Consider the following 13,612-nt stretch of genomic DNA (forward strand, 5'->3'; position numbering starts at 1 on the left):
GTTTCCGCCGGATTCCTTCCAACTAAAGGAAGTATTCTGTCTTCCGGATTTCCGGCATGTTACTTGAGTTCAAACGTTTCCGCGCCTTCCTCCTTAAGCTGTATTTCCGGATCTTTTCCTTCCCCTTCCGGGGAGCCGGCCGATTCCGATTCGCCTCCGCCAAAGCCTCCAAAAGCATCTCGCTGCAACTTCTTCAAGTCGGCGCCCTTATGCTTGTGGCACGTCTCGCAGGAATTAGGAATGTTGGGATTCTTGATCGTGTCGATGGGCAACAGGGTGACGAACACATGGCTGTGTAGATCCCCGGATTCCGCGTTTTTCGCGATCCTCGGCATATGACATCCTACGCAATTTGCAAAAGTGTGGATGGCGTGCGCCTTAACCCTGTTGACCAACTGATGGCACTGGAAGCACTGCTGCGAACCGGCGGCGGACGTTTGGGACTTGGTTGGAGGCAGACCGATCTGGTGTACAAAGTGGCAGGAGGTACAGGTAACGCCTTCCACGTAATGAGCCGATTTCAGCCAATCGTTGTATTGCTGATGATGCCCCTTGGAGAACTCATTCATGTAGAAGTTTCCCGTGTCGCCCTCAGCATACGAAGTGGCGTTGTAATAGGCGGCAAGGGCTTCTCCCGGCTGGTAATCGACGGGCCAATGAACGCCTTCGGCTACCGTGGACATGCCGCGCTCGTGACACGAACCACAGATCTGAACCCTCGCTCCCGTGGACAATTTGGCCGGATTTACAATTGTTTTACGCTTTTCGAACACGGCTGTTTTCGGTAAGGCGACATGCCAGGAACCTTTCCCATGACACGCCTCGCACCCTATGCTCAACTCGCTGAACCTGTTGTTTTTCAGATCCACACCGGTGGCGTGGCAACCACCGCAATACTGGAGCCAGGGTTTTTGATCCCAGTCACCTTCGCGATAAGTCACCCATCGATGAGTGTCCATATTGTATTGAATGGGAGCGATGTAAAGAGCGCCGTTTTTTTCAACGATGAAACGCTGCTGCCATTGCCCCCCAATGGCGTATTTGATCTCGTCAAGTTTGGGGATATAGATCTGATCCGTCGATGGCTTGGCTGCATCTTCCGATTGGGTGAAGCTCTCCCGAATCTTGGCCTCACTATAAGGGACCATAATGGCGCTGGCGTCCTTTTGCACATCCAGGGTGCTGCGGCTGTGAGAGGTCATCTTCCAGGAATCGTAATGCTGCAGGTGGCACATCTTGCATCGATCCGATCCGGCGTACGTTTTTGGAGCTGCTGTGATTTCTTCAATATCTACAGGCGCTTCCGGACTACATGCGGCTAAAACAAGGAGTGTCAGACAGACTGCGATAAGCTTCGAACGGCTTCCCATGACCATGTTCCCCTCCTCCATAAACGATAACCGTTTTCTCGATGACCCGGTTCGGCATTTCTGTCGGATCGGGTTCCGGCCGCCGGCATCGGCGCCTGGGTGATCACATGAAAGGAGCTTTTTCTTTCACTGAAGATCCGAGGTTCTCATCGATCGTTTCGACACGCGCAAGGTCCCACAGACGGCTCGTACCGTCCGCCATGACATAGAGAGTCGCCACCCAATTACTGATCCACTCAACGAGATGACTAATTCTTTTCTTCTTTTCCAGCCTTGCTCCACGAATGCTGGTCCGCGCCGTTTCCCACAGGTACGGTATGGCTTCCCAGGAAAGCGTGAGTTTCGCCGCCACACTCTTTGACGAAATCCCGAAAAATCGCAGGAACGACAGTAAACCGGTCAGTCCGTTGGCCAAGTCCGCCAGCGACGTGGTCATGGTTAACAGGAAACTCAGAAGCATCAGATAGAAAAGGCGAAATGCAAACTGAAACCCGTAGGTAACCCCTTCAATGGTCATCGTCAAATACGGTATCTCGAATATCGGACGGCCTTCCCCCTGAAGCAGAGCCGGGATCAGAAAAGATGTCAGAAGCAGCCATCGATACCTTCTTGATCTCCCCAGTAGCTGGGACACCGGAATTCTCGATAGCAACATCGAAGCCAGGAGAAGTCCGGAAAGGCTGAGCATTAACCAGAGGTTGGCGCTGATCAGAAGAATGAGCGACAAAATCCCACATCCGGCAATCTTTGCCTTGCTTGACAACTGATGGATACAAGAGTCCCGATGCACATAATGTCGAGATTCCGGCCTGGGCATCCCCTCCGATACCGTCAGAGCGGCTTCGGTCATCGTCCCGATGTGTTCCAACCGTATGCACACGGAGCGTGCAATCGCTCCGGTAACCCAGCCCATGAGCACGCCTCCGATGCAAAGCCAAGGCAGGAACACAAAAACACCTTCGTGTTTGATTAGTATGAGGTAGGCGAGGACCAGTTGGGTCAGATTATGGCAAAGGGCGCCCAAAATACTGATCCCGATCAAGCTGAAACGATAGTGACTGCTCGAACCGGAGACCCAGAAAAGGAAGCCCATGGCGCAGGTGCTGAGAAAGGCCCCGGAAATGCTCAGTACGAAAGGAGGGGACAGGAACGTGCCCATGAGGAAGGAACTGAGAATGGCCCGCAACAAAGCGACTTCCAGGGCTGCTTTAAAACCCAGGGTCACCAGGGCTACCAAAGTAATCATGTTGGCCAGCCCCAGCCTGAGACCGGGTATGGGGTGGGGCACAATCGATTCCGCTATTTGAAGCACACAAGAGAGGGAAACGAAAAGCGCTATTTTTTGCATTCGATCGGCTGACAAGGATGCTTCCATAGGGCGGCTTCCACTTCCGGTTCAGCGAACCACGGCATCCACTAGCGGCGCTTTAGTGGATTGAACTTCGATCAGAATCCTGTTTGGGACACAAACGATAACCTCTCCCGGTACCTGTATCCAACCCGTACGAACGCAAATCTGTTTGCGGCAATTCGATCGCGCCACTCTGACTTTGCCCTCGTTTACTTCGATGTCCATCTCCTTGGAGGGAAGCGTGAATACGTTGTTTTTCGACAGGTTCAACTCGGCCACCAGAAGGCCGTCCTTGAAAACGACGGCCGAGGTAGCTCGCCGGCTCTGACGGCCGGAGTCGTGTCCCATCCAGAGGATGCTTCCGGCGGAAAGGACGACAATCAGAAAGATCGAAAGCTTTTCGAGTCGAGTCATCCTGCGCGCATAGACTTGCCCCTGGCCTTCGTCCATCATTCATGGAGACTTTCTTGATGGAGAGCGCGTCCACAATTCACACGTATGGGAACCCTCAAGAGATATTTCAAGTCCCGAATCCCACTTTGCAGCACACAACGAGCGGCATTCATTCCGATCGGGGTTGGACTAGAGACTCACGCGGCAGATAGGCGTTTTCTTCGTTGTGCGCCAAGCCACATATCGACTTTTTATTTTCTATACGAAATATAGTACAGGAGTCAACACCGATCTTAACTTTTTGTTTTACTATTGATTTCAACCGCCGGCGTCTTTAGCTGAAACTATATCGAAATCATCTACTTTGATCACAAAACAGACGCCGGATGACAGTTGGAAATCCGTTTCCCGGTCAAATGATTCTCAGCAAATCGATCTCTCTGTCAAAGACGCAGCTGTAGAAGAGAAACCGCCCTTAAGAGCACATCATAACACTGGGAACTGCTTAAGATTGAACTTCCTGGGTTTTTTACACGAATCGGCGTTCATACTCATGTATGGCCGCATCGAGCTACGATCCCGACGCTGACTTCATGTGCAAGGGCTTCTTTCGATCACGGTCTTTTTAGAGGCGGGACTCGATCACGCACCATGCGTTCGTGATTCGATCTGTTTTGCTCAGGCTGCGATACCTCTATAAAAAAGAGGGCTCTATGCCCTTACGAAGCAATTATACGATAACAGGAGAGCCGCAGGCCTGTCAAGAAATCGCCACGAAATTGCAGCGAACTCCGCACCGGGAATTGGCCTGTAATCGCGCACGGCCATCATGACTTCGGGATCACGCGGACGGTATAGCCCGAACAAGAACGATTTCTCAATTGCCTTTTCACGAAAAGGCGACTACTTTTTTGATGGTAATCCTGTTGAACAACATCGGCGAACTGTCACGACCGAAATCATCCTGCCGCGGGAATACGATCCGTATACCCCCGAGTAATTAGGAGGACCACCATGTTCAAGACTAGAGTCACCGAGATGTTGGGCATCAAATATCCGATTATCGGTGGAACCATGATGTGGCTCAGCACTCCGGAATATGTTGCCGCCGTGTCCAGGGCCGGGGGGCTGGGCATTCTTGCTTCCGCCATGTACCAGAGCAAGAACGAACTGGCCGTCGCCATAGATCGGGTGCGCGAACTGACGGAAAAGCCTTTTGCCGTCAACCTTAATCTCTTTCCCGCCATGCGCGCGATAGACAACGGCGAGTACCTGGATGTGCTGCTCGAGAAAGATGTCAAGGTCGTGGAAACTTCAGGGCATTCCGCACCTGACGACTTGTGCGCGCGCTTCAAGAAGGCCGGAATGACCTGGATACATAAATGTGTCGGTGTCCGCTACGCCCTAAAGGTCCAGGACATGGGCGCGGACATTGTTACGGTGGTAGGCTATGAAAACGGCGGCGCCACGGGCAAGCTCGATATTGGCGCCCTGGTTCTGGTGCCCAGCGTAGTCGACGCCTTGAGCATTCCCGTTATCGGTGGCGGCGGGGTTTCCGACGGCCGGGGTTTCCTGGCGGTGCTGGCTCTGGGAGCGGAAGGCGTCATCATAGGAACCCGGCTCCTGGCCACACGGGAAGCCCCCCTGCATGATGCATTGAAGCAGTCCCTCGTCGGCGCGAGCGAGCTTGACACCATACTTGTCATGCGCTCGATCAACGCCACTCACAGAGTCTGGAACAATGCCGCGGCGCAAAAATGTCTAGAAATTGAAGCCCGGGGCGGAACGTTGAACGAAATCCTGGCAATCGCCACCGGGGCGAATGCAAAACGAATGTACGACAGCGGGGATCTTAACGCAGGCATCATGGCTTGCGGCCAGGGCGTGGGACTGGCGCATGATATCCCCACCATACGGGAGCTGTTGGACCGCATCGTGTCGGAAGCGGCCGGCTTGGCGAAAAAACTCGCTTCCAACTAGGAAAGCACCGCTGCATCACCTCCTTACCATTAGACGTTCAATTGAGATAGCAGGAGAATTCCGGGGGAACCTCTATTCTGAAGACTATGGCTCCGGGCTCGCTCCGTTTTCCCGGGCCGGCAAATGGTGACGCACCGGGTGGTGAGGGGATGTTCCTCGATGCCCGGGATTAGAAACCATTTATCGCTTCGCGGCGGGCGCTATCGGTTCGTATTGCGGTCGCGTGAACCCTTGCCGGAACAGCGGGTGGCGGAGCACCTGTTCCGGCAGCTTTATTGGGGGCTCTCCAGTCAGGCCGTCATAGTGCAGCCGAATCTGCCTTACCAGGGCTGTCTCCACCGCCTCTTTCGCCGCCCATCCGATCAATTGGGCCGGCTTGCAGTGCCCCCCGGCGCAGGTCACTGAACGGCCCGAGCCGGAAACGATCATCACTTCATCCGTCCCGGTGCCCGTGGCCATGGCTTCCGGCGTATAGGAACTTCGAATGCCCAGGTCCTGCAGCACAGCGGTCTTGGCTTCCGTAACCGTAATGATGGATCGGGCCATCTGTGCGTCTCCCAAAGAGGCGTTTGTCAGCACGATAACATTAATGGTCCCAAAGGGAATGCTTTCCTCGGATGAAGTTGATTCGGAGGCTCCTGTTTCCCTGGGTACGTGTTTATTCTCGAACCAGTCCCCGTAGTCCGTTCCCACGCGCATGGCGTTCGTTCCAGCACCCGCTGTCGCCAGGACGGTGACCGTGAGCCAGTCGTAGCGCTGGGTGGCCACGCCCAACGTATCCAAATCCGCCCCGGTGGAGAGCCGGACCAGATCAACGATGGAAAAACCGGCCATGTCGGCCAACCGCTCGAAGGCCACGCGCGTATAATCGGCGATCTGTCGGTCGTGCAGGACTCCCCACAGGGACGGGGGCACGTTGTGATTGGCGGCTACGGAGGAATGACGCAGCCCCTGAAGCGTGGAAAGGATCCACCTGGGACTGTCCAGCTTGATCAGCAACGTTTTCAGGGTGTGCCGCCCTTCCATTTCAAGCGAATAACGATACACCTGGGCCTGAGCCCCCAGTTCCTCGGGCGTCGGGATGGCCCGGACCCCTATGTCCGCTTCGGAGGCCACACCGTGGGTTGCGACAACCAACCAGCACGCCACGATGACCCATTTCAGCAGGGATAAACCGTTCCTGGACCTGTAGTTCACTCTGTACCTCCTCGCCTTTCAATTCGGATATGAAAAACGTAGCGCGCTGCTCCGGCATCGGTCAAGCCGATTGTTCTTCGTGCGGTTGCCATCGCCAGGATCCCGGGTTTTTTCACGTTTCCGGAAAATGGCGTCTTTCGTTCAGCTTCGGGCTTTCGGCTGAGGACCGAGGAATCGACGGTATTGACCGGAAACCACGTCTTGGCCTGAAAGGAGCAGCCCTAGGTCTCTGATCCGGCCGTTCCGGATAAGGTCCCGCCGCCCCGGCGCGCCAATTTTCCATCGGACGGTCCGCTTTTTGGCGACCCTTTCTTTCGCTGCTTTTCTTCGGGTACTTGTAGGGCGACGGAGAAAAAAGTAAAATGACCGCTTGGAAGGAATCGCTTGCATTACACCTGTGGAAACAGCGTTTCCAGTTCGTTCCCCATATGATACGGTCTTCCACAGAAAGAACGGCCGCCGGATCGTCGTAACATCCACAGCGACGTGAGCATCCCGGCCATGATACCTCTTTACACTGACCCGTCGATAAGGCTAATGAATCTGACCGAATCCTTTCGAACATCACCCGACACCGAGTCATCGTCTTTGGACACAGGCATTCGAATGGGCAATCCGGGTGCGGGTGTACGTTTCTTTAGAACCAAGGCCTTCGCGGTAATACTGATCGTGTGCCTTGGATTCTCTTTGCGCCTTCGTACCGGGTTGCTGTTTCCTTTAAGCTATGACGAATACCATTATCTGTCGGCGGCCAACAACTACGCTTACTGGATATATCAAGGGCGGATCGATCGTGTATTGACCGCCAAGCAGAACTATATGCATCCCCCCCTGGTCAAATATATCTTCGCCGCCGCGATACTCCTCACCAACAGCAAAGGCGACTTCGAGAACAACCGTCTGGTGGTTCGAATGCTCTCCGTTCTTGCGGGAACCGCATGCGTGGCGGTCCTGGCCTGGATGTGCCCCATGGCCGGTCTGGCATTGGCGGTCCATAACATAGGGGTTAAATTCAACGGCTTGGCCTACCTGGACTCCTTCCCCATGCTGTTCTCTTTCCTCGCCGTGTTGGCTTGTGAAAAGGCCGGCGCCCGGACCGGTAAATGGTTCTACGGTTCCGCCGTCCTGTTGGCCGCCACTGCGGCCTCGAAGTTGCCCTTTGTTATCGTGGGCGTTCCCATTGTGTATTTCACGTGGATCTCGCACCGCCCCAGGACCCGTTCACTGCTTAAATACGGTCTGACGTTTTTCCTCGCATTCGCACTTCTCAACCCGGTCTGGTGGTTTCGAACCGGAACCGAAGTAGTGGCAACGGTTCTGTTTCACTACGACTACAGTCGCAGTGAATATGTAAGCCACTTTGGGCTCCCGTGGTATCAGCCATTGAAATACCTGTTCATGACCCGTACCGTGGCCACGGAACCGAGGCAGTTGCTTCAGCTCGACCCTTACGTCTTCTTGGCGAGTCTTTTAGGATTGGGTCTGTTGTGGAAGCAAAGACCCATTTACCTTTGCTGGTATGCGACGGCGATGAGCTTTCTGTTCATCTGGCCCACGAAGTGGACTCACTACCCCATGATTCTCCTGGTTCCGCTCTGTCTTTCATGCGGGCTTGCCGTTGAATGGACGGCCCGGAGATGGGGTTTCTTTACGAAATCGCTCGCTCAACGGTGGCCGATAAAGATGAAGGCGCCATAAGTCCGGAGGAGATGAAATCCCTAAGACCTTTGTAGCACCCGAGATGTTCTTTGGCGCAACCGTTGGCAACAGGCCGCTCCCGGATTCGGACGGCGGCAACAGACACCTTCTACCCTCTTTTGCGGGACATGGCCCCCGGAAGATCGACCACCCTGAGAGATCGCGATGATTGAATTCAAGCTAAATGGAAACATCGTCCGATTGGAGGTTTCTCCGGACATGCCTTTGTTATGGGTGCTCCGGGACATCCTTGGACTGACCGGAACCAAGTACGGTTGCGGAGAGGGCTTATGCGGGGCCTGCAACGTTCTTCTTAACGACAAGGCTGTTCATTCCTGCGTCACGCCGGTTTCCAGGGTTCAGGGCATGAATGTCACCACCATCGAGGGTTTGGCGGCGGTCGAGAACCATCCGGTGTTATCGGCCTGGATCGAGGAGGAGGCGCCGGAGTGCGGGTATTGCCAGCCCGGACAGATTATCTCGGCCACGGCCCTTTTGGCTGAAAACCACAGCCCCACGGATTCGGATATCGACGAAGCCATGTCTCAGAACCTCTGTCGATGCGGAACATATCGCCGAATCCGTCGCGCCATCCATCGTGCGCGGGCGCGCATGAATAAGGAGCGGTGATCCGGCGATGGGTACGCAGACCCGTATCTCTCGAAGAACCTTTCTAAAGGCCGCGGCGCTGTCCGGCGCCGGTCTGGCGATCGGGATTTCTCCGGACTCTTCAGGGAGAACCCCTCATGAGGGACAACATACCAGACTTGCCGGCTGGGTAAAAATCGGGTCGGACGATACGGTAACCGTACTCATCTCCAGGTCGGAGATGGGACAGGGCATTTCGACGGCTCTCGCCATGGTCGTGGCCGAAGAGCTGGAAGCGGACTGGACAAAAGTGCGCACGGAGTGGGCGCCTGTCACTCCCGAATACGCTCCACAAGCAACGGGCGCCAGCAAATCCATCCGAACGCTCTGGAAAAGACTTCTGATAGCGGGAGCCGCCGCCAGGGAAATGCTCATCGAGGCGGCCGCACGGACCTGGGAGGTCGGTAAAGAGACCTGCGTCGCTGAACGCGGATTTGTAGTTCATCGTTTTACCGGACGGCGTCTGGCTTATGGATCGTTGGCTGAAAAGGCCTCCGGTCTGGAAATACCCAAGTGGGTCGATCTGAAAAATCCGAAAGACTATCGACTCGTCGGTAAACCCCTACCCCGCCTCGACACACCGGAAAAGGTCAGGGGAGAGGCCATCTATTGTTGGGACCTAAAGGTTTCAGGCATGCTCGTCGCCACAGTAGCCCGGTGTCCCGTTCTGGGTGGTTGGGTCAAGGAGTTTGACGCTGAAGCAGTCGAAAAAATTGAGGGAGTGCGGTATGTAGTACCGCTTTTTAATTCTTCCAGTGCATCCCGCCGGCAGGCATGGGCCTACCTCCGTTCCGCCGATTTTAGCGATAGCAGTCCAGCCGAACCGAAGCACTCTTCCCAGGACGATAATGGACCATCGGACGCCGCGCATTCCCCGCGCCCCCAGGGGACCGACATCGTGGCCATAGCGGTGGTTGCCGAGAATTTCTGGTCTGCAAAACGCGGTCGGGACGCCTTACAGGTTGAATGGGAAAACGGACCGAACGCCACGAGAGACAGTGGGGAGATTGCCGGCATCTTCGACAGCTGGTCCAGGGAAGGCCCGGGCAAGACCATAGTAAACAGAGGCGACGTGCGCAAAGCCGAGGCCGGGTGTGCGAGCAAACTATCCGCCGTGTATCAAGCGCCCTACCTCGCTCACGCCACCCCGGAGCCCATGTGCTGCGTTGCCGACGTCAGAAGGGAAAGCGCCGAAGTTTGGGCGCCGACGCAGGATCCGTGGGAATCGCTGACGGCGGCGAGCCAGTGGGCGGGTCTGCCTTCGGATGCCGTTCAATTGCACAAGATACGGCTGGGTGGAGGGTTCGGACGCCGATTGGTAACGGACTTCGTTGCTGAAGCCGTCCAGATATCAAAATCCATCGGTACGCCCGTAAAGGTCTTGTGGTCTCGAGAGGACGATATACGCCACGACTATTATCGACCCGCTACAAGCCACAACATGAGCGCAGGAGTCGACGAATCCGGTCGGCCCACATTCTGGAGGCATCGAATCGCCGGACTGGGATCTCACGTGCAACTCCTGACGGGAGCGGATGAAATTCCCTACGCCATACCGGACAAAGTCGTCGAACTGGTTCAAGGGAAGATGCCGGAACCCGTAAAGACCGGTGCACATCGAGGTGTCGGACATGTGCAAAACGCGTTTGCCATCGAATGCTTCATGGACGAAATTGCCGCGTCGGGAAAGAACGATCCGTTTGAACTGAGACGCAAATTACTGGCCGGCTCGCCTCGACACAAGGCCGTGCTCGAATTGGCCGCATCGAAGGCGGATTGGGGCGGGCCTTTGCCGGAAGGCATACATCGGGGAATTGCCATGCAGGCACATGAAGTAGGCAGCATTGCGGCGCAGGTGGCCGAGGTATCCATTGAAAAAGAGAACCGGGTGCGCGTGCATCGCGTGGTATGCGCCGTTGACTGCGGCAGAGTGGTCAACCCCAGTATTGTGACATCGCAAATAACGGGAGGGATCCTGTTCGGATTGTCCGGCGCCCTCAAAGAGGAAATCACACTGCATAAGGGACGAGTGGTCCAGAGTAATTTCCACGATTATCCTTTGCTCGGGATGGATGAAATCCCGGAAATCATCGTCCACACGGTACCCAGCCGGGAACATCCCGTAGGAGTCGGGGAACTGGGCGTTCTGCCCGTGGCTGCAGCCGTAGCCAATGCCGTTTTTGCGGCCACGGGCAAGCCCGTGCGTCGGCTCCCAATACGCCTCGCGTGAATTCCTACGAGAAACGGTTGAACGGATATTCCCGATCCCTACCGGCTCGCTTCAAAGAAATCCGTTGAAGCCGCCAAAAAGCTGAGTTACGGTAGATAACGAATGGTGACGGAGTTCGCTGCCTTAAACTTCCCGACATCGACCTTTGGACTATGCATAATGAGGGAGCATGCAGCGGTTCTTTCTTAAATGGCTGGTGCTGAGGATTGTTTTATCCATCTGTAGTTTCAGCATATGCTGCATAGCGGCTGAAGAAGGAAACGTAGTTAATGACATTAGGATAGACGGCAAGCCTCATGATTCCTACTTTTTCCGCTACGAACCACCACCGGCCATTTCTTCCTCATCCGATATTACGATCAAAAACGCGGAAATCGTCTTTAATTCCCGTAGATGCGCTTCTGAAAATCTTGTCCTGCATGGACGCATTATAGCTAAACAGACTTGTACAGTCGACTCCGAACTTACCGGATTTCGAAATACGGTCAACGCCGGTGGATATCGGATCTATCCGGCGCTTATCAACGCCCACGATCACGGGTTTTCCAACTGGTCACCACCGATCAAAACACTCAAGTTCACCAATTATGTGGAATGGATCGATCACGTACATAAACACTCGGATCCAAGCATCGCAGAAAACAGGATCACCTCTTTCGCCGACCGGCTCGATTTGATGTTTTATAAACAGGTTTTCAACGGTGTGGGAACAGTGGAGCTTTTCACCGATAACACAAACAAATACTACGTGTACCAATATCCCATCCGCATTCTAGACATGTTCAGCCACAGCCATTCCATCCTCGTCGGAGAACGCAGAACGGCGCTGGATTACGCCAGGACCAAAGGCGTTCAGCCTTTCCTGATTCATTTGGGCGAAGGGAAAGATGAAGCCATGCGCAAGGAGCTCGGTTGTCTCGACCGACTGGGCGCGCTATCCTCGAATACGGTGCTGATCCATGGAATTGCCTTCAAAGAAGGTGACTGGAAAAGAATCGCCCGTACCGGTGCGGCTCTCGTATGGTGCCCTTCCTCCAACATGCATCTGTACGGAACCACGGCCGACATTCCCGGAGCATTGAAGGCCGGGGTCAGGGTCTGCATCGGCACGGACGGCGCGATTACGGGAGGCAAGGGTCTGCTGGAGGAACTGCGTGTGGCGCAGCGTATCTATCCCAACATATCTTCTCAAAAGCTGTTTGAAATGGTTACCGAAACCGCGGCCTCGATTCTCGCAATCGATGACCAGGTAGGCACGTTGGATCCCGGAAAGCGGGCGGACCTTCTAATCGTTCGTAAGAAATCGGACGATCCGTTCCGAGACCTGATCGAGCTACAGCCCGAGGATATTGGACTCTTGATGGTGGACGGTGTTCCGGTATTCGGAGACGTCTTCTTTCTGAACGAGTTTCGCCTGCCCGTGGAGCGCGTTAAACATATTCAGGTGGCCGGGAAGAAAAAATTCCTGGTTGGAGATCTGGAGGGGCTTCTGGCCTCCATCGCGCGTACCATCGGATATGCCAAGGGCTTCGATTTTCTTCCAACCATCGAATGGAGCCGCGACACGGCCGCTGAATAAACTTCCCATACTTCCATCCGGTGATACTCGAAGCGAAGCTCCGAACAGGACAGGTTCCACGCCGGACTCGCTGGAAGATATGAGGATATAGAACGGGTTTGCCGCCGTTAACGTACCTGAAGCGCGGTCGTCGACTTCCCTCTTCCGCTTCTTCCAAACCCGGTGCCCTGTTCATGCCGAACGGTCACATCTTCTTTAACACCATGGTGTATCCGTTTTTCACTGCCTTCTTTATGCCCAGTTTTAGTAGAAAGAATTTCCATGCCTGCATGGGGAAGTCTACGAACATCCGATCGGATCCCCAACCCTCGGTCAAATCAGGCATCGAATATCGGTACACAATCTCCGCCAAGGCATATCTGTCCGAGATCACTTGCCTGGATCGAGGGGCGACGCTCTTGCAGAGATAGTGGCTGAACACGTCCGGATTGTACGGCTTGACGTGGGATAGATCGTCATAAAATCGGGTCCAGAGCAAAGGAGTGCTGATGACGAGAGAACCGCCGGGGGACAAGACTCTGTCGATTTCCTTGACAAACGTGTAAAGTTCCAAGGGATCCAGGTGTTCCATCATATGACTGCAGTGTATGTAGTCCACGGCTTCGTCCTCGAACGGAAGCCTTTCGGGCGCCGTGTACGCCACCACGTTAGCATAGAGGCTGCTCAAATGCTTCACCGCTTCAGGATTGGAATCCAGAAGGAATACACGTTCGTATCTATCATCGAGCTTCAGATGACGAACAAAAAGCCCGTCGCCGGATCCGATATCAACAATCGTCGCAGTTCCATGGGACGGCAGAAATCTCCCAGCCACCTCGTAGAAAGGAACGCGTTCCATGGTGGAATACTGTTTTCTGCAGCGGTAAGATTCCATCCACCGGCGATAGCTCGCTTTGATGTTATCCGTGCGACCCATTGGATTGAACCTCTTGAAATGTCATTTCGGACCAGCTTGAGCCTGCCGAAGGGCCCGTGCCGCCTTGCCGGCAAGAAAATCAAGCTTCATGAATTTTCCGGGTTACCTGACCCCGCCCGCCACCGATCTTCGCTGCACAATTCGTTTGAACGGTTCCAGGATTCTTCCGAAGACCCTGTCAAGAACACTCGATCGCTTCGCAAGACCGCTTTATTTCCGCAACACGCGAGCGTTTTTCCTAAAGATGATC

The 13,612-nt window shown here is 54.7% G+C and carries 10 protein-coding genes; 5 read left to right on the plus strand and 5 right to left on the minus strand.

Annotated features, from left to right (window positions below; all coding sequences use genetic code 11):
- Positions 1 to 59: 59 nt before the first annotated feature.
- From HY788_11635 to HY788_11645, 3 genes are all read right to left on the minus strand, one after another.
- On the minus strand, positions 60 to 1,376 hold the full coding sequence (locus HY788_11635; protein ID MBI4774811.1) for a hypothetical protein: 1,317 nt from the start codon (positions 1,374 to 1,376) through the stop codon (positions 60 to 62).
- 97 nt (positions 1,377 to 1,473) lie between these two features.
- Complete coding sequence (locus tag HY788_11640; protein ID MBI4774812.1) at positions 1,474 to 2,745, minus strand: Gx transporter family protein; 1,272 nt, start codon at positions 2,743 to 2,745, stop codon at positions 1,474 to 1,476.
- A gap of 21 nt (positions 2,746 to 2,766) precedes the next feature.
- The gene (locus HY788_11645) at positions 2,767 to 3,174 is read right to left on the minus strand and encodes a NusG domain II-containing protein (GenBank protein ID MBI4774813.1); all 408 of its coding nucleotides are present in this window, start codon (positions 3,172 to 3,174) and stop codon (positions 2,767 to 2,769) included.
- A gap of 954 nt (positions 3,175 to 4,128) precedes the next feature.
- Here HY788_11645 and HY788_11650 point away from each other — a divergent pair.
- The gene (locus HY788_11650) at positions 4,129 to 5,094 is read left to right on the plus strand and encodes a nitronate monooxygenase (GenBank protein ID MBI4774814.1); all 966 of its coding nucleotides are present in this window, start codon (positions 4,129 to 4,131) and stop codon (positions 5,092 to 5,094) included.
- A gap of 180 nt (positions 5,095 to 5,274) precedes the next feature.
- Here the strand turns inward: HY788_11650 and HY788_11655 are convergent, their stop codons facing one another.
- Positions 5,275 to 6,291, minus strand: a complete 1,017-nt coding sequence (locus tag HY788_11655; protein ID MBI4774815.1) for an adenosylcobinamide amidohydrolase — start codon at positions 6,289 to 6,291, stop codon at positions 5,275 to 5,277.
- Positions 6,292 to 6,828: 537 nt separating this feature from the next.
- Between HY788_11655 and HY788_11660 the strand changes: the two genes are divergently transcribed.
- The 4 genes from HY788_11660 to HY788_11675 all read left to right on the plus strand — a co-directional run bounded on the left by HY788_11660 (position 6,829) and on the right by HY788_11675 (position 12,446).
- On the plus strand, positions 6,829 to 7,989 hold the full coding sequence (locus HY788_11660; protein ID MBI4774816.1) for a glycosyltransferase family 39 protein: 1,161 nt from the start codon (positions 6,829 to 6,831) through the stop codon (positions 7,987 to 7,989).
- A gap of 165 nt (positions 7,990 to 8,154) precedes the next feature.
- Positions 8,155 to 8,619 (plus strand): (2Fe-2S)-binding protein, encoded by a 465-nt coding sequence (locus tag HY788_11665; protein MBI4774817.1) that lies wholly within the window; start codon positions 8,155 to 8,157, stop codon positions 8,617 to 8,619.
- Positions 8,620 to 8,626: 7 nt separating this feature from the next.
- Positions 8,627 to 10,867: a xanthine dehydrogenase family protein molybdopterin-binding subunit gene (locus HY788_11670; protein ID MBI4774818.1), complete on the plus strand. Its 2,241-nt coding sequence runs from the start codon at positions 8,627 to 8,629 to the stop codon at positions 10,865 to 10,867.
- 169 nt (positions 10,868 to 11,036) lie between these two features.
- Positions 11,037 to 12,446 (plus strand): amidohydrolase family protein, encoded by a 1,410-nt coding sequence (locus HY788_11675; GenBank protein MBI4774819.1) that lies wholly within the window; start codon positions 11,037 to 11,039, stop codon positions 12,444 to 12,446.
- Between the two features lie 184 nt (positions 12,447 to 12,630).
- Here the strand turns inward: HY788_11675 and HY788_11680 are convergent, their stop codons facing one another.
- On the minus strand, positions 12,631 to 13,362 hold the full coding sequence (locus HY788_11680) for a class I SAM-dependent methyltransferase (protein MBI4774820.1): 732 nt from the start codon (positions 13,360 to 13,362) through the stop codon (positions 12,631 to 12,633).
- Positions 13,363 to 13,612: the final 250 nt, after the last annotated feature.

It is taken from the genome of Deltaproteobacteria bacterium (genome assembly GCA_016208165.1).
Classification (GTDB): Bacteria; Desulfobacterota; Desulfarculia; order JACQYL01; family JACQYL01; genus JACQYL01.